At 70.2% G+C, this 21,765-nt stretch carries 25 protein-coding genes, 2 pseudogenes and 1 riboswitch; of the genes and pseudogenes, 13 read left to right on the plus strand and 14 right to left on the minus strand.

All coding sequences use genetic code 11. The annotated features are described in order from the left end of the window. Positions 1–89: 89 nt before the first annotated feature. Complete coding sequence (locus ACF08M_RS06720; protein WP_392184156.1) at positions 90–713, minus strand: histidine phosphatase family protein; 624 nt, start codon at positions 711–713, stop codon at positions 90–92. Positions 714–822: 109 nt separating this feature from the next. Then, a riboswitch (adenosylcobalamin (AdoCbl) riboswitch) is annotated at positions 823–969 on the plus strand. Positions 970–972: 3 nt separating this feature from the next. Here ACF08M_RS06720 and ACF08M_RS06725 point away from each other — a divergent pair. Further along, the gene (locus ACF08M_RS06725) at positions 973–1,185 is read left to right on the plus strand and encodes a CbtB-domain containing protein (protein WP_392184157.1); all 213 of its coding nucleotides are present in this window, start codon (positions 973–975) and stop codon (positions 1,183–1,185) included. 27 nt (positions 1,186–1,212) lie between these two features. Beyond that, entirely contained in the window at positions 1,213–1,986 is a 774-nt protein-coding gene (locus ACF08M_RS06730; RefSeq protein WP_392184158.1) for a CbtA family protein, read from the plus strand. Positions 1,987–2,531: 545 nt separating this feature from the next. Here ACF08M_RS06730 and ACF08M_RS06735 read toward each other — a convergent pair. Beyond that, positions 2,532–2,897, minus strand: a complete 366-nt coding sequence (locus ACF08M_RS06735; protein WP_392184159.1) for a tetratricopeptide repeat protein — start codon at positions 2,895–2,897, stop codon at positions 2,532–2,534. Between the two features lie 184 nt (positions 2,898–3,081). Here ACF08M_RS06735 and ACF08M_RS06740 point away from each other — a divergent pair, with 184 nt between their 5' ends. After that, positions 3,082–4,047 carry a pirin family protein gene (locus ACF08M_RS06740; RefSeq protein WP_392184160.1) on the plus strand — a complete coding sequence of 322 codons (966 nt, stop codon included), beginning with the start codon at positions 3,082–3,084 and terminating at the stop codon, positions 4,045–4,047. Between the two features lie 231 nt (positions 4,048–4,278). On the opposite strand, the gene ACF08M_RS06745 is transcribed toward ACF08M_RS06740, so the two are convergent. From ACF08M_RS06745 to rpmG, 6 genes are read right to left on the minus strand one after another with little or no spacing between them, the layout of a single operon-like run. Continuing rightward, entirely contained in the window at positions 4,279–5,454 is a 1,176-nt protein-coding gene (locus ACF08M_RS06745) for a GTP-binding protein (RefSeq protein WP_392184161.1), read from the minus strand. 6 nt (positions 5,455–5,460) lie between these two features. Next, entirely contained in the window at positions 5,461–5,631 is a 171-nt protein-coding gene (rpmF, locus tag ACF08M_RS06750; RefSeq protein WP_392184162.1) for a 50S ribosomal protein L32, read from the minus strand. Positions 5,632–5,673: 42 nt separating this feature from the next. Next, on the minus strand, positions 5,674–5,910 hold the full coding sequence (gene rpsR, locus ACF08M_RS06755) for a 30S ribosomal protein S18 (RefSeq protein WP_392184163.1): 237 nt from the start codon (positions 5,908–5,910) through the stop codon (positions 5,674–5,676). Between the two features lie 39 nt (positions 5,911–5,949). Continuing rightward, positions 5,950–7,098, minus strand: coding sequence for a GTP-binding protein (locus ACF08M_RS06760; RefSeq protein WP_392184164.1), 1,149 nt, complete (start codon positions 7,096–7,098; stop codon positions 5,950–5,952). Then, positions 7,095–7,352, minus strand: coding sequence for a type B 50S ribosomal protein L31 (locus tag ACF08M_RS06765; protein ID WP_392184165.1), 258 nt, complete (start codon positions 7,350–7,352; stop codon positions 7,095–7,097). Before ACF08M_RS06765 ends, ACF08M_RS06760 begins: the two co-directional genes overlap by 4 nt. 47 nt (positions 7,353–7,399) lie before the next feature. Next, a complete protein-coding gene (rpmG, locus tag ACF08M_RS06770) occupies positions 7,400–7,564 on the minus strand; it encodes a 50S ribosomal protein L33 (RefSeq protein ID WP_392184166.1) in 165 nt (54 codons plus the stop codon). A gap of 64 nt (positions 7,565–7,628) precedes the next feature. Between rpmG and rpmB the strand changes: the two genes are divergently transcribed. From rpmB to ACF08M_RS06785, 3 genes are all read left to right on the plus strand, one after another. Beyond that, positions 7,629–7,865, plus strand: coding sequence for a 50S ribosomal protein L28 (gene rpmB, locus ACF08M_RS06775; RefSeq protein WP_392184167.1), 237 nt, complete (start codon positions 7,629–7,631; stop codon positions 7,863–7,865). After that, positions 7,865–8,170, plus strand: a complete 306-nt coding sequence (gene rpsN / locus ACF08M_RS06780) for a 30S ribosomal protein S14 (protein WP_392184168.1) — start codon at positions 7,865–7,867, stop codon at positions 8,168–8,170. The genes rpmB and rpsN overlap by 1 nt, the downstream gene beginning before the upstream one ends. A 379-nt stretch (positions 8,171–8,549) precedes the next feature. After that, the gene (locus ACF08M_RS06785; RefSeq protein ID WP_392184169.1) at positions 8,550–10,373 is read left to right on the plus strand and encodes a potassium transporter TrkA; all 1,824 of its coding nucleotides are present in this window, start codon (positions 8,550–8,552) and stop codon (positions 10,371–10,373) included. Between the two features lie 31 nt (positions 10,374–10,404). Here the strand turns inward: ACF08M_RS06785 and ACF08M_RS06790 are convergent, their stop codons facing one another. Next, positions 10,405–10,608, minus strand: coding sequence for a hypothetical protein (locus ACF08M_RS06790; protein WP_392184493.1), 204 nt, complete (start codon positions 10,606–10,608; stop codon positions 10,405–10,407). A 549-nt stretch (positions 10,609–11,157) separates the two neighbouring features. Here ACF08M_RS06790 and ACF08M_RS06795 point away from each other — a divergent pair. The 3 genes and pseudogenes from ACF08M_RS06795 to ACF08M_RS06805 all read left to right on the plus strand — a co-directional run. After that, positions 11,158–11,604 (plus strand): SRPBCC family protein, encoded by a 447-nt coding sequence (locus tag ACF08M_RS06795; protein WP_392184170.1) that lies wholly within the window; start codon positions 11,158–11,160, stop codon positions 11,602–11,604. Positions 11,605–11,876: 272 nt separating this feature from the next. Continuing rightward, positions 11,877–12,047: pseudogene (locus ACF08M_RS06800) on the plus strand (transcriptional regulator); the annotation flags it as partial. After that, positions 12,044–12,557, plus strand: a pseudogene (locus ACF08M_RS06805) (SulP family inorganic anion transporter); the annotation flags it as partial. The pseudogenes ACF08M_RS06800 and ACF08M_RS06805, both read left to right, overlap by 4 nt. Before the next feature lie 123 nt (positions 12,558–12,680). On the opposite strand, the gene ACF08M_RS06810 reads toward ACF08M_RS06805, so the two are convergent. The 4 genes from ACF08M_RS06810 to ACF08M_RS06825 all read right to left on the minus strand — a co-directional run bounded on the left by ACF08M_RS06810 (position 12,681) and on the right by ACF08M_RS06825 (position 17,359). Beyond that, on the minus strand, positions 12,681–13,493 hold the full coding sequence (locus tag ACF08M_RS06810) for a hypothetical protein (RefSeq protein WP_392184494.1): 813 nt from the start codon (positions 13,491–13,493) through the stop codon (positions 12,681–12,683). A 114-nt stretch (positions 13,494–13,607) separates the two neighbouring features. Then, complete coding sequence (locus ACF08M_RS06815; RefSeq protein ID WP_392184171.1) at positions 13,608–14,015, minus strand: hypothetical protein; 408 nt, start codon at positions 14,013–14,015, stop codon at positions 13,608–13,610. Then, positions 14,005–15,966, minus strand: a complete 1,962-nt coding sequence (locus ACF08M_RS06820; RefSeq protein ID WP_392184172.1) for a hypothetical protein — start codon at positions 15,964–15,966, stop codon at positions 14,005–14,007. Before ACF08M_RS06820 ends, ACF08M_RS06815 begins: the two co-directional genes overlap by 11 nt. Positions 15,967–16,543: 577 nt before the next feature. Then, entirely contained in the window at positions 16,544–17,359 is an 816-nt protein-coding gene (locus tag ACF08M_RS06825; RefSeq protein ID WP_392184173.1) for an SAM-dependent methyltransferase, read from the minus strand. Positions 17,360–17,571: 212 nt separating this feature from the next. Here ACF08M_RS06825 and ACF08M_RS06830 point away from each other — a divergent pair, with 212 nt between their 5' ends. The 4 genes from ACF08M_RS06830 (at position 17,572) to ACF08M_RS06845 (ending at position 20,697) form a co-directional block, all read left to right on the plus strand. Next, entirely contained in the window at positions 17,572–17,832 is a 261-nt protein-coding gene (locus tag ACF08M_RS06830; protein ID WP_392184174.1) for a hypothetical protein, read from the plus strand. A gap of 182 nt (positions 17,833–18,014) precedes the next feature. Next, positions 18,015–18,644, plus strand: coding sequence for a TetR/AcrR family transcriptional regulator (locus tag ACF08M_RS06835; protein WP_392184175.1), 630 nt, complete (start codon positions 18,015–18,017; stop codon positions 18,642–18,644). Next, positions 18,641–19,204 carry a DUF1707 domain-containing protein gene (locus tag ACF08M_RS06840; protein ID WP_392184176.1) on the plus strand — a complete coding sequence of 188 codons (564 nt, stop codon included), beginning with the start codon at positions 18,641–18,643 and terminating at the stop codon, positions 19,202–19,204. The genes ACF08M_RS06835 and ACF08M_RS06840 overlap by 4 nt, the downstream gene beginning before the upstream one ends. Positions 19,205–19,821: 617 nt before the next feature. Next, complete coding sequence (locus ACF08M_RS06845; protein WP_392184177.1) at positions 19,822–20,697, plus strand: universal stress protein; 876 nt, start codon at positions 19,822–19,824, stop codon at positions 20,695–20,697. 178 nt (positions 20,698–20,875) lie between these two features. On the opposite strand, the gene ACF08M_RS06850 is transcribed toward ACF08M_RS06845, so the two are convergent. Continuing rightward, positions 20,876–21,637 (minus strand): MerR family transcriptional regulator, encoded by a 762-nt coding sequence (locus tag ACF08M_RS06850; RefSeq protein WP_392184178.1) that lies wholly within the window; start codon positions 21,635–21,637, stop codon positions 20,876–20,878. Between the last annotated feature and the right edge of the window lie 128 nt (positions 21,638–21,765).

Genomic DNA, 21,765 nt, shown 5'->3' on the forward strand with positions numbered 1-21,765 from the left:
AGGGCGACCAGTTGCACCACTGCCCTCGGCGCTGATGGATGGTTCCGGCACATCAGTCGTTCATGCTGTGGTGCGGGCCGTGGGAGGTGTCAGTTCCCCGCGGTGGGGGACAGCGGCTGCCCGCAGCGCAGATTCCACCGTCCGGACCGGCCGCTGAGCGTGGTCAGAGTCAGCGGGGCGACATCCAGCCGCCAGAACGCCTCCGTCGGCAGAGCGAGCGCCTGTACGGTCACCGCCCGTACCACCGCGGGCCCGACGACCCCCAGCACACGGCCGCCCGCGTCGCCGTCCAAATGCTGCATGGATTCCTCGGGCGCGCCGAAGGTCCCCACGGACTTCAGCCAGTGGCCGACCCGTGCGCAGAATTCCAGCAGGGACTCGCCGCCGTGCGGAGCCGCCGAGGGGTCGGTCAGCCAGGCCGACACGGCGTCCGGTTCGTTCGTGCCCACCTCGGCCAGCCGCTGCCCGGTCCATCGGCCCATGTCCCAGTCCCGGAGCGAGAGTTCGGGATCGGTGTGCAAGCCCAGGGCGTCGGCGGTTCCGGTGCACCGCGCGGAGGGCCCGCGTACATACCGGTCGGCCACGGGCACCGCCGGCGCGGCGGCCCGGGCCCGCCGGGCCCCGGCCGGGTCGATCGGAGCATCACCGTCGAAGCGCGCCTCGCGCAGCGAGGCGTTGAGCGCCGGTGAGATCAGCATCACCTGAACCGTCATGACCGGGTCGACTCCCTGAATTCTGGCCCTCACGTGTGCTCACCATGGCGTTCAGGCCCTCCGGCCCTGCCACCGGCACCGTGGCCAGGCCCGGTCCCAGGCGGTATCGTCCCAGGAACATGACGAAGGTGTGACGGAAGTCCGGTGAGAGTCCGGCACGGTCGCGCCACTGTGAACCCGTCCCCGTACGGGAAGTCAGACCCAGCACCTTCGTTCCAGCACCACGATTGGGACGCGTGTTCCCTCAGGAGGTTCTGCCATGGCACGGACTGCCGCTGCCCCCGCCGTACCGGCGATCACCCCCATCTCCGGGAAGGCCATTGCCCCTTGGGCGGTCTTCTTCGGCATCCTCATGCTCGTACTGCTGTACTTCGTCGGCGCCGAGCAGGGTGCCACCGCGGTCATCTCCGGCGAAGGCGTCCACGAGTGGGTCCACGACGGCCGCCACCTCCTCGGCTTCCCCTGTCACTGACGTACCGTCCGATCCAGGGGAAACCTCATGAACTCCATATCTGTCAGAGCCCTGCTCATCCGCGGCATGCTGGCCGGCCTGGCCGCGGGCGTACTTGCCCTGTTCGTCGCGTACTTCCTCGGTGAGTCCCGCGTCGATGCGGCCATTGCCCTTGAGGAGGCGCACAGCCACGACCACGGGGGCGGCGAGGAACTCGTCAGCCGCACCATGCAGTCCACCGCCGGACTCGCCACCGGTGTGCTCGTCTTCGGAGTGGCGATCGGCGGCATCGCAGCCCTCGTCTTCTGTTACGCCCTCGGCCGGATCGGCAGATTCGGACCCCGGGCCACGGCCGCACTGATCGCGGGAGCGGCCCTGCTGACCGTGTACGTCGTGCCATTCCTGAAGTACCCGGCCAATCCGCCGGCCGTCGGCAACCCCGACACCATCGGCCGACGCACCGCGCTGTTCTTCCTGATGGTCGCCCTCGGCGTGCTGCTGGCCGTCGCCGCCGTGATCCTCGGCCGACGGCTGGCCCCCCGCCTGGGCAACTGGAACGCAACGATCACCGCATCCGTCGCGTACGTCGTCGTGATCGGACTCGCCTACGCGTTCCTGCCCTCGTTCAACGAGGTCGGAAAGGACTTCCCGGCGGCGCTGCTGTGGGAGTTCCGCCTGACCACGCTCGCCGTACAGGCCATCCTGTGGGTCACCTTCGGCCTCGTTTTCGGCCACCTGACGGAACGGCTCCTCGCGTCGGGGGCCGACAGCGTCACCACCGGCCAGGGTGCGGCGAACCGGGCGGCCACCGCGGCCGGCTGACCGACGCACCGCTCGCCATCAGCCGGCATCTGGCCATCAGCCGGCATCTGACCGGCAGTGGGCATGTCGTCACGCACGAGGGCATCTCGTCATCAGCGCGCAGCGGAACCCGCCGGGAGCTTTCCGGCGGGTTCCGCTGCCTCGTCATGCCTAAGGGCTGTCCCGTAATCCCTGGCGGGCGCACGACGACAGCTACTTCCCCAAGCTCTCGGCTGCGCTCGAGCAGGGGAGGCCCCATCCTCGCCGCGTTGTCGGAACGTCCGAATACATCCAGTATGCGGACGTCCCTCCGCCTTGCGATGCACCGCATCTGCCGCCGCGCGCTGATCCACCAGGGATTACGGGACAGCCCTTAGCCCCGGCTGCCGGGAGGGACCGACGCATGCCGGTCCGCTACTCCCACCGCCGCCACCGCCACCACCGCCGAGGGAGCACTCCTGACGGAATGGCTGGACCGTCTGTCGAACGCCCCTCGCGACCGCCCGGAACTTTTCTGCGGGCCGGGCCGGACCCCGCGAGCCGGGTGTGATCCGGACGAGAGGCCCTCAGGACCGTGTCCGGCCCTCGTCGAAGCCGAAGTCCCCGGAGAGCGCCGCAGCCATCCGCAGGTGACCGGTCGCCTCCGCGTCCCGCCCCTGGCGCTCAAGTGTGCGGCCGAGCATCAGCCGGGCATACGGCTCCACCGGGTCGCGCTCCAGCACCGCCCGCAGCTCCGTCTCGGCCCTGCCGAGCCGAGCCGAGTGGTAGTAGGCCCGCGCCAGCAGCAGCCGGGGGGAGACCTGCTCCGGCACCTCTTCGACGAGCCCCTCCAGAATCCGGGCAGCGGTCATGTACTCCTTCGCTTCGAAGAACATCCGCGCACGGTCCCAGCGATCGGCTTCCGTACCGAACTCGAAATAGGTGTCGCTCACTTGACCTCTGACCTCCTCGTTCACGGACCGCTCCGGATCGCTTCCGGCCCCGCCCCGCCATTGGCCCGGCCACATGTTCAGCCGCGCTTCTGGTGGAAGAACATGGCGGACTGGTTGAATATTCCACTACATTATCGGCGTGGGTACCGGCACCCCGGGTCCGCACGGGAATAGGTTGAGCGCCATGAGTAATCTCGATCGCCAGGCCGCACTCTCCGTCTGCGGAGGACGGGGCTTCGTCGTCGCCGAGCCTGTACGTGAACTTCTCACCCCGCGCCATGTCCAGCTGGGTGAGTCCACCGAGGTCCGCAGGCTCCTGCCCAATCTGGGCCGCCGGATGGTCGGCGCATGGGCCTTTGTCGACCATTACGGCCCCGACGACATCGCCGGCGAGCCCGGGATGCAAGTGCCGCCGCACCCCCACATGGGCCTGCAGACGGTCAGCTGGCTGCACGACGGCGAGGTCCTGCACCGGGACAGCCTCGGCAGCCTCCGGACGATCCGCCCGCGCGAACTGGGGCTGATGACCTCCGGCCGGGCCATCAGTCACTCCGAGGAGAGCCCGAAGTCCCACGCGAGATTTCTGCACGGTGCGCAGCTCTGGGTGGCGCTGCCGGGTGCCCACCGTCACGTCGAGCCGCACTTCCAGCACCACGCCGAACTGCCGACCGTCACCGCCCCCGGCCTCACCGCCACCCTGATCCTGGGCGAACTCGACGGCGCCACCTCGCCCGGCACCGCGTACACCCCGATCGTCGGCGCCGACCTGTCTCTCACCGCCGGAGCCGGGGCCCGTCTGCCGCTCGACCCGGACTTCGAGTACGCGGTGCTCTCGATGTCCGGCCAGGCCGAGGTCGACGGCGTTCCCGTGCTGCCCGGCTCCATGCTCTACCTCGGTTGCGGCCGCACCGAACTCCCCTTGCGTGCGGACACCGACGCGGGTCTCATGCTCCTCGGCGGCGAGCCCTTCGCGGAGGAGATCGTGATGTGGTGGAACTTCATCGGGCGGTCGCACGAGGAGATCGAGGAGGCACGTGCGGACTGGATGACCAGTGCCCGGTTCGGGGAAGTGCATGGCTTCGAGGGGGGCCGGCTGCCCGCTCCTGAACTGCCGCCTGTGGCACTGAAGCCGCGGGGGAGGGTGCGCTGAACCGCATTGATATTGATGTGGGTGGGGTCCGGTGTGCACTCCTGGTTGCGGCAGCCGGGCCCCGTACGCATGGGCGGAATCGGTCCCTCGTCGCGGTGGAGGTTTCCGTCGCAGGTGCCCGGGATTCCAGGTCGTGGTCGTGCGTAAGCCGCTTTGGCGGACCTCATGCCGGCCCAATGCTGACCGGGCCGGGTGATGCCGTGGCTGCGACCACCACCCGGCCCGGGGTCTTCAGACGGGCAGCCCCGTGCCGTGCTGCTCGTGGGCGCAGGTCTCGTGGGCTTCGGGGGCGTCCCAGACGGGGAAGGGATCCTCGCCGCCGGTCCATTCACCGTCCAGGAGACAGTTCTCCAGAGCGGCGCGCAGGGCCGCCGGGTCCAGTCCGGTTCCGATGAACACCAGTTCCTGGGCCTGCTGCTCGGGTGCTCCGGCGTTGCTGATCCCGGCGGGCTCGAAGCGGGCGACGGACCCCGCCTGGGACCACAGGCCCGTCACCCCGGGGCGCCCGGCCAGCGTGAAGAATCCCTTGCTGCGCAGGACCGTCCCGAACTCGCCGCTGTCGAACCGCTCGGTGATCAGCTGCCACAGCCGGCCCGGGTGGAAGGGCCGGTCGGCGCGGAACAGAGTGGACGAGATCCCGTACTCCTCGGTCTCCGGGACGTGGTCGCCGTTGAGCTCCCGTACCCAGCCGGGGGCCTGCTGTGCCTGTTCCACGTCGAAGAGGCCGGTCCCGAGCACGTCGGAGGCGCGCACCCTCCCTCGGACCGTCTCGACGAGGCGTGAGCCCGGGTTGAGACGGGTGAGGACGCCGCGCAGGCGCTCGGCCGACGCGTCGTCGACGAGGTCCAGCTTGTTCAGGACGATCACGTCGGCGAACTCGACCTGGTCGATCAGCAGATCGCTCACGGTGCGCTCGTCGTCCTCGTAGGGTGCGAGGCCGCGCGAAGCGAGTTCGTCGCCGGTTCCGAGCTCGGCCAGGAAGTTGGCCGCGTCCACCACGGTGACCATGGTGTCCAGCCGGGTGACGTCGCCGAGCGTCGCACCGTCGTCGCGTGCGAAGGAGAAGGTGGCGGCGACCGGCATGGGCTCGGAGATGCCGCTGGACTCGATCAGGAGGTAGTCGAAGCGTCCCTCCCCGGCGAGGCGGTCCACCTCTTCGAGGAGATCGTCGCGGAGCGTGCAGCAGATGCATCCGTTGGTCATCTCGACCAGCCGTTCCTCCGTGCGGGAGAGGGCGGCCTCGCCGCCGCGCACCAGCGCGGCGTCGATGTTGATCTCGCTCATGTCGTTGACGATGACGGCGACCCGCAGTCCCTCGCGGTTGGACAGCAGGTGGTTGAGCAGGGTGGTCTTGCCCGCTCCGAGGAATCCGGAGAGGACGGTCACCGGCAGGCGGTCGTGCGGCATGCTGCGTCAGTCCTCCGGACGGAGAAGGCCGCGTTCGTACGCCTTCCGCAGGTGCTGGGGCACCAGATAGGTGCTTCCGTCGATGGTGACGGGGACGAGCGGCGGGGTGTTCGCCCGCCACTGGGCGCGGCGGTGACGGGTGTTGCTGCGGGACATCTTGCGCTTGGGGACGGCCATGACGGTCCTTTCGTCGGCAGGGAGTCGGGGGTGCGGTAAAGGTCAGCGGATGGAGTAGGGAAGCAGGGCCATCTCGCGGGCGTTCTTGACGGCGGTGGCGATCTGCCGCTGCTGCTGCCGGGTGACCCGGGTGACCCGGCGGCTGCGTATCTTGCCGCGGTCGGAGATGAACTTCCGCAGCAGGTCGGTGTCCTTGTAGTCGATGTGGGTGATGCCGGCGGCGTCGAGCGGGTTCGGCCGGTTCTCGCGCGTGAGCGCGGACTTGGTCGGGCGGGGCATGGAAACGTCCTCGGTCGGTCGGATGGTCGGTGGGGTGGGTCAGGCGACGGCGTCGAGCAGGTGGTCGAAGCCGGTGGGACGGGGCCAGGCGCCGGGCCCGGACGCCAGTTCGTCGTCGGTGAGCAGGCAGGAGTCGAGCAGTGCGAGCAGTCCCGCGCGGTCCAGGTCGGGAGAGGTGAACACCAGGTGCTGGCAGCGGTCGCCGTGCTCGGGGTGCCAGTCCAGCGCGGCCGCGGTGCGGCGCTCAGCGGGCATCAACTCCCAGGCGGCGTCCGGGAGGGAGGCCATCCATGGGCCGGCGCTCTCCACGCACAGCGCGCCCCCGGCGGCGTCCCAGGCGAGCAGGCTGTCGGGCCGGTCCGCCAGCCAGAACCGCCCTCGGCTACGGGCCGCGGCACAGCACAGGTCCTCCAGCGCCTCGTAGAGGCGGCCGGCGTGGAAGGGCCGTCGGCACCGCCAGACGAGCGTGCTGACGCCCTCCTCGTCGCAGTCGTGGGGGAGCCGGGCACAGGCCGGGTGTTGGGCGGCCGCCGCCGCGTCCACGTCGAAGCCGGCGACCGCGGCGGCGCCCAACTGCCCGGACGCGATGCGGACCTGCCTCGCGGCCGGGTGCAACTGCCGCAGGAGCGCGAGGTCGTCGAGTCCGGTGGCGGGGCTGTCGGCCACGGCGAGTACCGGAGCGTACTCCAGCTGCCGCGCGAAGGTGTCGCCCACGGTGCGCTGGTCCGTCGGGGCCGCGGCGAGTCCGGCTTCCGCCAGGTCGTCGCCGTTGGACAGGCAGGGCAGGACGAGGGCAGGGTCCACGGCGGTCAGTACGTTGGTGAGCCGGAAGGCGCCGTCGCCGTGGGCGGCGATGATCTCGGCCATGGCGCGGGGTTCCACGGAGTCCCACAGTTCCACGACCGCGAGGCGGGTGAGGCCGGCGTCGGCCAGCCGCTCCAGTGCGGGAACGAGGTCCTCGCGCAGGGCGCAGCAGGCGCACTCGTTGACCAGGGGCACCTCGTCCCACGAGGCGCCCGTGGTGTCGCGGACGCTGCGGTGCACCGTGCCTGCCGGGCCGGTGGACAGGTCGTGGTGCAGGGCGACGCTGTCGGGCACTTCGCGCAGCAGCTGTTCGACCGTGCCGCGGCGGGCGTCGGCGTGGAGTCCGCCGACGATCACCACGGGCATCGGTCCTTCGAGGGTCATCGCCGGCCTCCGTCCCGGCCGTAGCGGCGCTCGAAGCGCTCGACGCGGCCGGCGGTGTCCAGCACGCGTGCGGTGCCGGTGTAGAAGGGGTGGCTCGCGGAGGAGATCTCGACGTCGACCACCGGGTATGTGTGACCGTCCTCCCACTCGATGGTCTTGTCGCTGGTCATCGTCGAGCGGGTCAGGATCGCGAAGTCACCGGCCTTGTCGCGGAAGACGACCGGACGGTAGGCGGGGTGGATTTCGGGCTTCATGGGGTGTGTTCCCTGGGTCGGAGTGCGGGCGGGTGGAGCCGGTGCGGTCAGCGTTCCTCGCGGAAGTCGACGTGGCGCCGGGCGATGGGGTCGAACTTCTTGAGGACCAGCCGGTCCGGGTTGTTCCGGCGGTTCTTGCGGGTCACGTAGGTGTAGCCGGTCCCGGCGGTGGAGCGGAGCTTGATGATCGGGCGTACTTCGTTACGAGCCATGCGGGTAGCATACGACAATGATTTCCATTACCGGTAAGCCGGTGGAGAGAAAGGCAGAACCCGTATGTCCGCCCACTGCCAGCTGACTGGCGCCGAGCCGGTCTTCGGCAAGAAGATCTCCCACTCGCATCGGCGCACGTCGCGCCGGTTCGATCCCAACATCCAGAACAAGCGCTACTGGCTTCCCGGTGAAGGGCGGCACGTCCGCCTGCGGTTGAGCGCGCGTGCCATCAAGACCGTGGACGTCATTGGCATCGAGGCCGCCGTCGCCCGTGTCCGAGCCCGTGGGGAGCGTGTCTGATGGCGAAGAAGAGCAAGATCGCGAAGAACGAGAAGCGGAAGCGGATCGTGGCCCGCTACGCGCGGCGACGCGCCGAGCTCAAGGCTGTCCTGGTGTCCCCGCGGACCACGGACGACGAGAAGACGGCCGCCCAGGCGGAACTTCGCCGCCACCCCCGGGACGCGAGCGCGACCCGCGTGCGCAACCGCGACAGCGTGGACGGCCGCCCCCGCGGCCACCTGCGCAAGTTCGGCCTCTCTCGCGTCAACGTGCGCGCGCAGGCCCACGCCGGATACCTGCCGGGAGTGACGAAGTCGTCCTGGTGACGGCTCGGCAGGCGGGGGCGGCTGCCCGCTCCTGAACTGCCGCCTGTGGCACTGAAGCCGCGGGGGAGGGCGGGCCGAACTGCATTGATGTGGGCGGGGTCCAGTGCGCACTCGTGGTTGCGGCAGCTGGGCCCCGTACGCATGGGGGGGAATCGGTCCCTCGTCGCGGTGGAGGCTTCCGCCGCAGCGCATGACGGAAAGTTGCGGACTTGCGCAAGGGGGAAGCGTATCGGCTCGGAGCTGGGAGAATGATCGACGGTGAGCGCCACCGTGGTGACAACGGCGTGCGCCACACAGTTCGGCAGAGTGGGAACAGGGGAGGGGTGTGCTCATGCGCGAGAGGCTGCGGATTCGCTTACGGTATTGGTTCGACGGCACGATGGACCGTGGGACGCCGGCCTTGATCAGCTGGCTGGGGCTCGCCTCGGTGCTGCTCATCGCGCTGGCCTCGACGCTGGTCGTCGTGTTCACCGACACCGACGCCGAGGACAACGGCGGCTGGGCGGGGGTGGCGTGGATGAGCCTTCTGCGGACGCTCGACGCCGGCACCATGGGCGGGGACACCGGCGGACCGGTATTCCTCGGCCTCATGCTGGCGGTGACGATTGGTGGGATCTTCATCGTCAGTGCACTCATCGGTGTGCTGACCACGGGCTTGAACCAGAAGATCCAGGAATTGCGCAAGGGCCGGTCGCAGCTGATGGAGCGCGGCCACACCATCGTGCTCGGCTGGTCGGACCAGATCTTCACCGTGGTCGAGGAGCTCGTCGAGGCGAATCAGAGCCTACGCCGTTCGTGCGTGGCGATCCTGGCGGACCGGGACAAGGTCTTGATGGAGGACGCGATCCGGGCACGGATCCCCAACCCGGGCAGCACTCGTGTCATCTGCCGCTCCGGCAATCCCCTCGTGCGGGCGGATCTGGAGCTGGTCAGCCCGGACACAGCAAAGTCGATCATGGTTCTGCCGCCTGTCGGCGACGACCGGGACGTCGATGTCATCAAGGTCCTGCTGTTGCTGAACAGCCGGCAGTGGAGCCGGACCCGCCCCCACGTCGTCGCCGCCGTGCACGATTCGGAGAACCTCGCAGCCGCTCGTCTGGCGGCCGGCGAGGCGGCTCTGGTGATCGACGCCGAGGACATCGCCGTCCGCCTCATCGCGCAGGCGCACCGGCAGACGGGCCTGTCGACCGTCTTCGACGAACTGCTCAGCTTCGTCGGCAACGAGTTCTACTTCCGTGAGGAATCCGACCTGGTCGGCTCGACGTACGGGAGGGTACTCAACGCCTACGAGCTCGGCGTTCCGGTCGGGCTGCGCCGAAACGACGGCGAGGTGCTGGTCAACCCGCCGATGGACACCGTCATCGCCCCCGGCGACCAGATGCTCGTGGTCGCCGAGGACGACCTGCTCATCCGGCTTGCCGACGCCCGGCCGGCCATCGTCGAGTCGGCCATCACCTCCGCCCCCGCCCAGCCGCCCGGACTGGACCGCACACTCCTCATCGGCGAGAACTCCCGTACGGCCAAGCTCGTCACGCTGTTGGACAGCTTCGTCGAGCCCGGGTCGGTACTGGACATCGCCACGCGACGGCGGCCGGAGGCAGCCCTGCAGGGGGCGGTGGCCAACCTCACGGTGGGGTACAAGCAGTGCGAGCCGACGCGGAGATCCTCGCTGGAGGGCCTGGAGCTGGGCGGCTACCAGCACATCGTCGTGCTCTCGGACGAGAGCATCGCCCCCGGCCCCGCCGATGACCGAACCCTGGTCACGCTGCTCCACCTGCGGGACATCGAGGAGGGGCTCGGCGACCCGTACTCGATCGTCACGGAGATGAACGACGACAGCAATCGCGAGGTCGCCCAGGTCACCAAGGCCGACGACTTCATCGTGAGCACCAAGGTGATCAGCCTCCTGCTCACCCAACTGACCGAGAACCGTCACCTGTACGCGGTGTTCACCGATCTCTTCGACCCGGAGGGTTCGGAGATCTATCTCAAACCAGCGTCCGGCTACGTGGTTCCCGGAGCCGAGGCCAACTTCGCCACGGTCATCGAGGCGGCTCGGCAGCGGGGAGAGACGGCCATCGGCTACCGCCTGGCCAGGTACGGCGAGGAAGCTCCCACCTACGGGATCTTCCTCAACCCACCCAGGACGGCCCCGTTGACGTTCGGTCCGAAGGACGCGGTCGTCGTCTTCGCCGAGGAGTAGCGGCGCGGCGAACCGTGGCTCCGACCACTCGTCAGGCCAGGTCGGTCGCCGGTATCGCACCGTGCCGCAGGACGTCGAGGTCGTCGGTGCCGTCCGCACCGGCGACCATCCCGGCCACAACGCTGGTGACCTCGGCGTCGGCCCCGGCACCCGCGCTGTTCTTCGCCCCGCTCAGCTTCACCTTGCCCGCCACCAGGCGGGGGCCGAGGACCACCCGCTCGGGCCAGCACCTCAAAGAGTGGATCACCCCTGTCCGCGCCGGTTCAATGCCGGGGCCGGCCGCTGCGGAGTCCGGTTCGGTTCGGCCTCGTACGGGCCTGTGGGATTGCGGAGGTGGTGCGGTTGGCATGAGGCTGGAGGCCGAGCCCGTGGGCGGCCGGACCAGGAGCCCAGGTGCGGTCGCGCCCAGCCGTCGGGCCGGGGACGACCACGGCCGGGCAGCGGGAGAGGCCAGGGGCCATCGTTGTCAGGGGCGACGCCTCGGACTCACCGAAGCAGTCATTGGCTGGGCCGCGTGAAGGGCAGAGTGCGTGCAGGGTGTGGTGAAAGCGGTATCGGTCGGGGACTTCCCGAAGTTCCACAGTGCGCTCGACTGGTTGCCCCACACGAGCAGCGATGAAGCGGCCCGCCGGGCGATCGGTGCATATGGGCCGACCCGCCGAGAAGTTCTCGCGCCGGGGCCTACGGCTGCCCAGCGCCTGTTCTGCCGGACGGCCCCATTCCGGAGGAGCCATGACCGGCAGCATCTCTCCTATCCCTCGCCCTCCGGAGGAGCGTGATCAGCGTGGCCCGGAACTGCCGTCTGATCCTGAGTTCGCCGTCCGAGGTCTGGGGCCTGCTGTCCGACAGCCACCGTTACGGGGAGTGGGTGACAGGTACCCAGCAGGTCCTCGCCGCTGACCCGCACTGGCCCGAAGTGGGCGCCCGTCTGAAAGTCCGAGTGGGCGCCGGTCCCCTGACCCTCGACGACACGTGCGTCGTCCGCATCTGCGAACCGCAACACCGCCTCGAACTGGAAGCGAAGGCAGATCCTTTCGGCGCAGCCCGTATCGCCATGAACCTGATTCCCTGGAGCGAGAACACTCTCTTCGTTCTCGACTGGCACCCTCTCCGGGGCCCCGGCACCCGGATGCACGGACTCCCCGTGGATTACATCGTCGCGGTCCGCAACGGGATGATGCTGACGAAGCTGGCCCGGATCGCGATGCGCGAGCATGCCGGAAGCGCTTGAGGCACCTTGCGGGCCGATGCAGACGAGCCCGTGGAGAGGGCCGTCGGCCGACTGCGGAACCGCCGCCGCCGGTCGGCCACGGCATCGTGGGCCCGATGACCCGCCTTCGGCGCCCGAGCTGTTCACCGGACTTGATTCCGTGTCGGGGACGAGCATGCCGATCCGTGCCCTCGGAGTCGTCTCTGCGGCCGACTCCGTTCGGCGCCCCGTGCGACACGGCTGGAGACGGTCCACGGAGGGGTCGAAGGGCGAGCACCAGATCAACGAGTTGCAGAATGGGGATCGTGACCGCTGCCCGGGAGGGCTCGACCGTGGTGTATGAGCTGGCCGGCGGTGATGCCGCGGACCTGATGCGGGCGGCGCGGAGGATTCTGACGGAGATGCTGAGCGGACAGAATGAACTCCTGGCCGAGTTGCGGAAATCAGAGGCAGCGCCCGAGTGAGTGCCTTGCTGGTCCGGTCCTGGGAGCGGGTGCGCTCCCTGTTGCCCGCCCGCGCCGACTACACGGTCATGGCCCGTGATCCGCGCCGTGACCTGCTCGCCGGCCTGACTGTCGCCGTTGTGGCCCTGCCACTCGCTCTCGGGTTCGGAGTCTCCTCGGGGCTCGGAGCGGAAGCCGGTGGTGGTGGAGGGATTCACTCTGGGCATCGCCTGCGTGATCGGACTGCAGCAGGTCCCAGGGGTGCTCGGCGTGGCCAAGCCGGAGGGCGACAAGGCTCTGGTGGTGGCCTGGCGCGCGTTCGAGTAGTTCGCGAAGGCGCCGAACTGGACCGCCGTCGCCCTCGGTGCCGGTGTCACGGCCGTGATGCTGCTCGGCGCACGCCGGCGCCCGACCATCCCGTTCTCCATCGTCGCGGTGATCGCCGCCACGGTGGCAGCCCAGCTCTTTCACCTCGACGGGGCCGCCCCGATCGGCGATCTGCCGTCCGGGCTGCCCGCACCGTCACTGAGCACGCGGTACGGCAGCTGGGGTCGCGTCGGCCATGCCGGGGACTGCGCGACCCGGACGGGCGACGGAACGGCGGAGCGCCGCTTCCGTCGGGAAACCGGCGCTCCGTCAACGGGCGTGCCGGGCTCAGTCCTTGGCCGTGCCATGGTTCTCGGACTGCTGCCGGGCGCGGCTGAACTCGCCGGCGCCGACCCGGGCGGCGAGGGTGTCGTCGGGGCCGGACAGCAGGGAACCGTAGCCCGTGGCCGCCCACAGGCTGCGCTCGGCGGGCACCTCGAAATAGGGAACGGTACGGCCCTGGTCCCGGACCGCGAGCACCTGCGGCGACCGGCGGGCGCGCAGGGCCTGATCGCAGTCCTCGCAGACCGCGACGTCGGCCCGGTCCCGGCGGCCGAGCGGGCGCCAGGTGGTCCGGCGGACGGCGGTGCCGTGCCGGGGGTCGAAGAAGCACAGTGGGAGTGCGGGGACCTGGGCCAGGGCGGAGCGTCCCTCGGCGGCCAGGGCCAGCACTCCGACCAGGTCGGGCAGGCCCCGTGCGGCGTCCAGCACCCGGCCGGCCGCGTCGTAGGCGTCCAGGGCCCGGCTCAGGCCCGGGGTGGCGGCGTCGTCGGCGTGCTCCACGGCCTCGCCGAGGGAGAGCAACTCGTCGGCGGCCCGGCGGCGCAGCCCGGCCTCGTCGGCGGCCTGCCCGGCGGCGAAGACGGCATCGGGGAAGGTGAAGGCGGTGTGCCGGGGCGAGCGGCGTCGGTGCACCAGGAAGGCGGCGCTGCCGATGGCGAGGACCAGCGCCGCGGCGACCGCGAACAGGGTTCCCGAGCCGCTGCCGGAGGAGCCGGAGGCGTTCTCCTCGGCCTTGGGCCGGGCCGAGTACTCCTTGTCGATCCTGGCGGTCTCGGCCTTGTAGACCTCCGTGCCGTTGCCGGCCTTGATCAGTTCCACGGCCTTGGCGACGCGGGCGGCCAGTCCGGCGTCGTCGAGTTCCTTGAGGAAGCCGACGGCGGCGGTGGCGTCACGGGTCTGGTGGGCGTCGGTGGGCCACTCGGTGCCGTTGAGTCACTTCCCGTACTCGTCGGTGGTGATCAGGATCAACTCCCGCAGGCCGAGCCGTTCCTTGACCACTGAGGCGAGGGCGCGGGCGCTGCCGTCGAAGGCGTCGCCCTTCTTCAGCGGCACCAGCACCACCTTGATCGGCAGGCCGGTCGTGGCGATCCGATCGACCAGGTCCTGCCGCTGGGCGGGGTTGACGGCGGTCGCATAGGACGGGGCGACGTAGACGGGGTCGGTGGCCAGCCTTTCGGTGATCGTGGTGGCGGTCGGCCCGGTCCCCGCGGTCTCGGCACAGGCGGGGGCGCCGGTGCCGAGCAGCACCCCGCAGGCCAGCATGAGAGCGGCGAGCAGCCCGGTGGCAAAACCGTGGGAAGCACCGGACGGGCGGTCACTGGTGGGTCGTTCACTGCACACTGGCGGACTCCCTGGCCCTGAGGATGAGTGCTTCGAGCCCTTCACGGGCGGCCGGCAGGACCTGCCCGGCCTCGTCCCAGGCGGTGCGGGCACGGCCGCCCGCACCGGGCAGCCGCAGCAGCCGCTCGGTGGCCTCCCGTTCGCGGGCGGCCGGGTCTGTGGTGCTGCCGCGGAAGGCGTCCCGGCACGCGGGGCACAGCCGCGCGGACCTGGGGCCGATGCCGAGGCCGGCGAGCCACCCCGGGACCCTGCCCCCGGTGGCCGCGCCGTGCAACGGGTTGAGCCGGCAGAGGGTGGGGTGGAGGTGGCCCAGGAGGGCGTCGAGTCCGGCCCGGGCGAGCACCGTGACGGCGGCCAGATCGCCCGCCTCGGTGGCCTCGTCCGGGCGCCCGTCGCCGGTGTCGGCCAGCAGTGCGGCGGCGTCCAGGCAGTCCCAGGCACGGGTGCGGCCGGGTGCGTCCTGGTCGGCTGCGGCCAGCCGCCCGGTGAGTTCGCGGACGTCGGCGGCGGCCCAGGCGCGCAGTTGCCGGACGGAGGGCAGTGCGGTGTCGTGCCGGGTTCCGGCGTGCTGCGGTGGCGAGGGATCGGCCGGGTGGGTGCGGCGGGAACGCAGCACGGCCCGCGTGATGACGATGCCCAGCCAGATGATCAGCAGCAGCACGCCCAGCAGCATCGTGCCGAGCATGATCCCGGGCCCGAAGTCGCTGCTGAACAGGGCGGGCAGCCGGTTGTCGTGCAACGGGGGCAGTTCGGCGTCGCGGGGCACGGGGTCGTAGCCCTTGCTCGGCCGGGCGGTGGCGACGGCGTCCAGGGTCTGGTCGAGGCGTGGTACCACCCGCAGGTCGCCGTCCCTGCGGTACTCCGGGTAGAGGACGGTGGACGGCAGGAGCATGAAGCGGTGCGCGGCGTCCTGGTCGGTGCCGAAGGTGTCCAGGTCGATCCGGCCGGACAGCGGGTCGATCAGCACGTAGACGCCGTTCTGGCCGGTGCGCTGGTGGACCCGGCCCAGCAGGATGTTGCTGTTGCCGCCGCTCTCGTCGTCGCTGTCGGTCGATGTGACCAGTACATGGACCGGGCCCCTGGGCGCGAGTTCGGCGATCCGCTGCCGGATCGCGGGCAGGTCGGCGCCGGTCAGTACGTCCGGGGTGGACGGGTCCTGGTAGATCGGTCCGGAGGCGAGCCCGGCGGCGATTTCCTTCACCCGGGCGTCCAGGTCGGCCCGGGTGACATCGAGGTACGGACTGTCGACGGTCTGCGGGAAGACGGCAGGCGCGGCCAGCACCGTGGCCAGCACGGTGGCCACTGTCGCCACCACCGTCACCGGCAGCACGCCGCGTCGGCGGACAGCGGGCCAACCGGTGCGGGCCGGGGCCTTCGTCTTCGGCTTCACCGCGGCCTTGCCCGAGCCCTTGCCCGAGCCGTTATCCCTGCCTCTGCCTTCGGCCGGGGTGACGGGTGGAGTCTTGGCCAGGACGACGGCCGGGGTCTTCGGACCGGCGGCCTTCTTCTCCCCGGGCGGCTGCGATCGGCCGGAGCGGCGGCAGGACAGCCGGATGCCGAGGGCCAGCACCAGGCCGGGGATCACCACCACGGCCAAGCCGAGCAGCAGGTTCTGGTTCTGCCGGTCGGTGGAGCTGATGTACAGGTCGGGCTTGTCGTCCTTGTGGTAACGCTCATGCAGATCGTCGGCCCTGGCGGCAGCCCGGTCGTGGCCCGAGGCGATCGCATCGACGAAGGACTCGAACGCGGCGAGCGGGCCGGCCCCGTGCGGGGTGCCGTACAGGGCGATACGGCTTGCTTCCTTGACCGGGACGTCGACGCCGAACGCGGACGCGGTGATGCTGCTGTGGTCGCTGATCAGCACGTACAGACCGTTCTCGCCGAGCCGGTCGTGCACCAGCGCGAGCAGCGTGGCGTCGCCCGCGGGCAGCGCCAGCACGTAGGTGGGCACGCCGGTGCGCTTGGCGAGGGCGGCGATGTCCGGGGCGAGTGAGCGCGGCAGTCTGCGCGGACGGTCGGCCGAGACGTGGACCGGGTTCTTGCGGAGTTCCTCTGACGGCTACGGAGCACCTGAGGCGGGGGAAAGAGCCGCGCTCGGCTGAATCCCCCGGTTTCGGGTGACGCACACCAAGAGCCACCACCTCGTTTCGCTTGTCGGCGACGACAAGGGGCACCCGGGTGCCCTCGCCCCAATCAGCCGGCAGGAGGTCGTGCGGTGCGTGGATGGCCTCCGCCGTCACGACAGGCTCTTGCAGTGGAACATCCTCCGACTCGGGAATATGCGGGAGTTGTGCCGAGTGGGGCCGGGTGGAGATCAACTCCTCAAGCCCCTCAATGGCTTGCAGCCAACTCGGAGCTCCGGACCGGGAGATCGGTCGCCACTCCCGGGGCCGGCCCGGTCCGGCTCTCCAGGAATGCCATGCAGCGCGTTTACGGAGAGACGCGAGCGGGACCATCCTCGACCCGTGGTTCGCCCGCTCCATCAGTCCCAGCCGGCAACGGGTCCCTTTCCACGGTTCGCGCTTCAGTCACGGCTTGCGTGCAAGGCCGCCGTGCTCGCCGATGGCGTCCGGGGTGGCGGAAGCGGGGTCCGGGCGCCAGAAGGGGACCGATACGACCCCTGGCTCCAGAAGTTCCAGACCGTCGAAGAACGCCGTGATTTCGTCGACGGGGCGCAGGAAGTACGGCACGGCGCCCGTTTCATTGTATGCGTCCTGTGCCTGTTCGAAGCCGGCATCGGTGCCCCGTGAACCGTCGTTGATGGAGAGATAGCTGCCGGACGGCAGTCCGTCCATCAGCCGGCTGACGGTGGCCCGTGCCTGCCCGTAGTCGGCGACGTGGCCCAGGATGTTGCTGAGAATCAGGGCGGTGGGACGGGTGAGGTCCAGCGTCTCGGCCGCGGCCGCCAGGATGCGATCGACGTCGGACAGGTCGGCGTCCACGTAGGCGGTCGCCCCCTCGGGGGTGGAGGTGAGCAGGGCGCGGGCGTGCGCGAGGACCATCGGGTCGTGGTCGACGTAGACGATCCTGGCCCCCGGTGCGAGCCGCTGGGTGACCTCGTGGGTGTTGTCCACCGTCGGCAGGCCGGTTCCAATGTCCAGGAACTGCCGAATGCCCACCTCCGTGACCAGGTACGTAAGGTTGCGGAGCAGGAAAGCACGGCTACTACGGGCGATGGTGACGATGCCAGGGAAGACGGCGCTGTACGCGTCGCCGGCTTCCTCGTCGACAGGGTAGTTGTCTTTCCCGCCCAACCAGTAGTTCCAGATCCTTGCCGAGTGCGGCACCGAAGTATCGATCGTCTGATGAACCGCCGGTCCGGGCGACGTCGCGTAATCGGTCATGGGCACCGTCCGTCTTCCAACCGAGGCGTGAACTGTCAACGCACAACCTACCGCCGGCTTCAGCCGGCACGGCGGGCCGGAGCTGCGCACGGCCACGGCGGTGACAGGAATCGCCGGAAGGCGCTTCTCACCACGACGAACTTCGCGAAGTCCCCGGCTGTTCGCGGGTCGGTCGATGACGACGGCGTCGTGGCGCTGGAAAGATGCGGTCCATGACCGACAGCGCCCCCGGCCAACAGGCCCGCGATCTGCTTGCCCAGGCCTCCCAGCACCCGGTCGCCAGTCCCCAGCGCGACGCGCTGGTGGCCGAAGCCGCCGTGTGGGCCCGGCTGGACCACTCAGCCGTCATCGATAACTGCACAACCGCGACAACCGATATCGAGGCCGCCCTCGCCGCCCTCTCCGGCCCCGTGCAGAAACTCGGCAGCGCGATCGGCGACCTGGCCGAACGCGTCAGGCACAGCCAGGAATGAACTCCTCGCGATCGGGACGCGGAAGGTTGCATTCACCGAAGGTTCCGAGGCGTGGGAGGCCCTGGTTGCGTAGGTTTACGCCGCAACCCAACCCGAAGCGGTGGTAGGCGAGTTGCCAGCCGCGAGCCTTGTTGTCAGGGTGGACAACAGGGTATTGTCCACCGCGCAAACAGGAGAGGGCCATGGTTGCCGGACGACGAAGGCGTACGCCTGAGCAGGCGCGGACGGAGATTCTGGACGCGGCCACTGATCTCATTGCGCGGCATGGGCCCGACGGTGTGGGGCTGCGCCGGGTCGCGGAGGCGGTCGGGGTGACGCACGGGCTGGTCACCCACTACTTCGGCACCTATCGGGCGCTGGTGCGGGCTGTTCTGGAGCGTGAGAACGAGCGCAAGCGAGAGCTGATACGGGAGCGGATGCAGGCGGACGGGAGCGTGCCGTACGCGGACGGGATGACGAGGGTGCTCTTCGAGATCCTCGGGGACGAGCGGTATGTCCGGCTGTGGACGTGGTCCCAACTCCACGATTGGGATGTCGAGAAGCCCCCGGACTCCGCGACCAATCTGTCCCGGCTGGTCGACGCGATCGAGGAGGGGGTCCGCACGGTGCTCCCCGCGCCCGAGGGGCCGGACCGGGCGCGGATCGAGATGGTGGTGCTCCTGGCCATGTCCGGCGCGTACGGTTACGCGCTCGGCCGGCGCTACTGGCTGACCGACCTCGGCCACGATCCCGAAGAGCCGGGGCGTGACGACACCTACCGCACTGCCCTGTCCTCAGTGCTTGCCGCCTATCTTGGAGGGGTGACGCCATGACGCCGCACGATCTCGACTTCCTGGCTTCGGACCATGAGCGCAACGAGGCCGAGGAGCGGCTGCGGGCCGCTGTGGAGAACGGCCGGCTGCCGCTGGAGCAGCTTGCGCCCCGGCTGGACGAGGTGCATGCCTCGCGGACCCGGGGCGATCTGGAGGCCGCCTGCCGGGGCCTCCCGCGGCCGGGCCCGCGGGACTCGCTCGTGGTGGACCGCGCACCGACCTCGCGGCGTTTCGTGGCGGGGATCTTCGGCGGCTTCGAGCGCACGGGCCAGTGGGTCGTGCCGCCCCGGATGACCCTCTGGTCGATGTGGGGCGGCGGCGAGCTGGATCTGTCCGAGGCGCGCTTCAGCAGCCAGGACACGGAGATCCGGGCCGTGGCGCTGTGGGGCGGCACCAGGATCGTGGTTCCGGACGACATCGAGGTCGACGTGAGGGGCCTCGGCCTGTTCGGCGTCTTCGACAAGCGCGCCGCACGCAGGACCGGAAAACCGGGCACGCCCCGCGTCGTCATCAAGGGCCTGGCCCTCTTCGGCGCGGTCGTGACCCGTACAAAGTCGTGACCCGTACAAAGCGGTAGGGCGTGCCCGGCACCGGCTCGCCGGGCCCGGTGAGGGGCGGGACACATGAAAGGGGACCGCTCCGGACGGGGAGCGTCACACGGCAGAGACCTGCTGCGGGTCTTCCTGCGCCGTGACGATGCCGGCCGTGAGGAGACCGACCGGGGGGTGCTTGCAGCCAGACGGTGGGCCTCGATCCCTCGACAGTGACGGCCGAGGTCCGGCGGGGAACCTGGCGCTCGGCGGACCGGTCGCGTTCAAGAGCCTGATCCCCATCATCGAACGGCTGTACCGGAGCGCCGACGGTGCGGTGTCCATAGCCGGCGCCCGGCCACCGGACCGACGACGTACGGAGCCCACCCACCGGCACGCGAGACCGCCGTGTCCCTGCTGTCTGCCTCCCCTGAGCGCCACGCCGGGTTCCGCATGCGCCACCGGCGGATCTGGGGTACTTGTCGAGTGAAGGGAGCCCGTGCACGGCGCGTGCCTGCGCAGATGCTCACCCCGTCCATCCCCTGCCGTCGTCCGCCGTGCCCCGGCCAGGGGCACAGGGGCGGCAGCAGTGCGGAAGGCGGCCCCGGACCGCCGTTCAGGTTTCTTGTGAGACGGAGGCAGTCGTCATGGAGCCAGTTGTCACCGTCGGCCTCGACGGGTCGCCCGAGAGTCTGTCCGCTGCCCGGTGGGCCGCCGACGAAGCCGAGCGCCGCAAGCTCACGCTGCGCCTGCTGCACGCGTGGCCTCTGCTGGTGCCGGAACCGACCCGCATTCCCGCCGAGATGGATCAGAACTACTGGGCGAGGCGGATCGTGCACAACACGCAGGCAGAGCTCCAGGCACACCACCCGGGCCTCTCCGTCGTCGGCAGCCTGGTCGCCGACGACGCCGAGCACGCGCTGCTACGAGCGGCATCGGAGTCCGAGATGCTCGTGCTCGGTTCGCGAGGGCTGGTGCCCGTCGAGAGCTACTTCCTCGGCGACATCAGCATGCCCGTCGTGGCGCGCGCCGAACGGCCGGTGGTCCTGGTGCGCGCGAGTACGGGCGAAGACGGCCCCCAGCCCACTCGAACCGCGGCGGGCGGCGTGGTGGTGGCGCTCAAACTGCACGGACCCTGCGACAGCCTGCTCGAATTCGCCTTCGAGACCGCTGCTGCGCGAGGCACGCCACTCCGGGCCGTCCACGGCCGGAGCCTGCCGGTGGACGCGTACGTGCCCTGGGGCGTGAACCATGCTGTGGCGGAAGGAATCGTTCAGGACGCACAGAAGCTCCTCAGCCAGGCCCTCCGCCCCTGGCGTGACAGGTTCCCGCAGGTGGACGTCACCGACAGCACCCCCCTCGTAAGCCCTGCCAAGGCTGTCGTACGGGCCGCCGACGGTGCCGATCTGCTGGTCGTCGGCCGACGACAGCACTCTCGTGCCCTGGCACCGCACCTGGGCCCCGTAGCCCAGGCCGCCCTGCATCACGCACGCTGCCCGGTCGCCGTCGTCCCCCACGACTGACGCGAGGACCCACACAGACCGACATTGCCCGGCCCGGGTCTCCCGGTGCTCAGGCGTCGGCCGTGGTCGCGCGGAGCCGAGCGATTCCGGTGTCGAGCGCGGCTGCTCGGACAGTCACGCCTGCGCAGAGTTGCTTGTCGCCGGGGGTCTGCAGCCCCCCGGCAGTGCGAGCCGTCCGTCAGCTCAGCCGGGCATCCGCGTAGACGACCATCGCGTCGCGCAGATAGACAGCCAGCCCCTCGGCGATCTTGTCGTAGTTCGTACGGATCCCCGGGTCGTCGACGTAGGTCTGTCCCAGTCCCTTGTACGCGGCCGCGTTCGGCGTCCAGAACCGGCAGATGCCCTGGTGGTGGGCGTCCACTTCGGCCTGCACCGCGGGATCGGCAACCGGTGTGCCGGCCACCATGAACTCCGCGATACGGATCATCTGAGCCGTGACCTCACGCTGCCACCGCTCCTGGTCCTCATCGGTCATCGTCTCGATGGCCCGTCGGGTCTGCTCCCACGCCTTCGGCCATCGCTCGCGCACCTCGGGCTCGGCGGACGAGTGCTCGAATCCCTCGAACAGGTTCTCCGGCCGGTTGATTCTCGCCATGTCGTTGTTGTCCTTGCCTTCCTCCAGTTCGGCGATGGTCCGTCCGACCGTGCGGACGAGCGTCCCCAGTCGGTCGCGCTCCCTGAGAAGCCGTCGGTGATGCTCGCGCAGCACAGTCACCTGATCGACCTGGTTGTCCAGAACCGCCTGGATCTCGCGCAGTCCCAGGCCCAACTCCCGCATCAGCAGGATCTGCTGCAGCCGCAGCAGACCGGCCTCTTCGTAGTAGCGGTGCCCGTTGCCTCCGATCCACGCCGGCGGCAGCAGACCGATCTCGTCGTAATGCCGCAGTGTCCGGGAGGTCACCCCGGACATCCGGGCCACATCCGCGATCGGCCAGGCCATACCGTGTCTCCCATCGCCGGGCCGGTCTCTCCGGCCGCACAGGCGACTGTAGGAGTTGACGCAGCGGCAACCGCAAGCCGGAACCGGCGCCCACGACAAGATCACCGGGTCCGGCCGCGGCGAGGCGG

It is taken from the genome of Streptomyces sp. NPDC015032 (assembly GCF_043080425.1).
GTDB lineage: Bacteria > Actinomycetota > Actinomycetes > Streptomycetales > Streptomycetaceae > Streptomyces.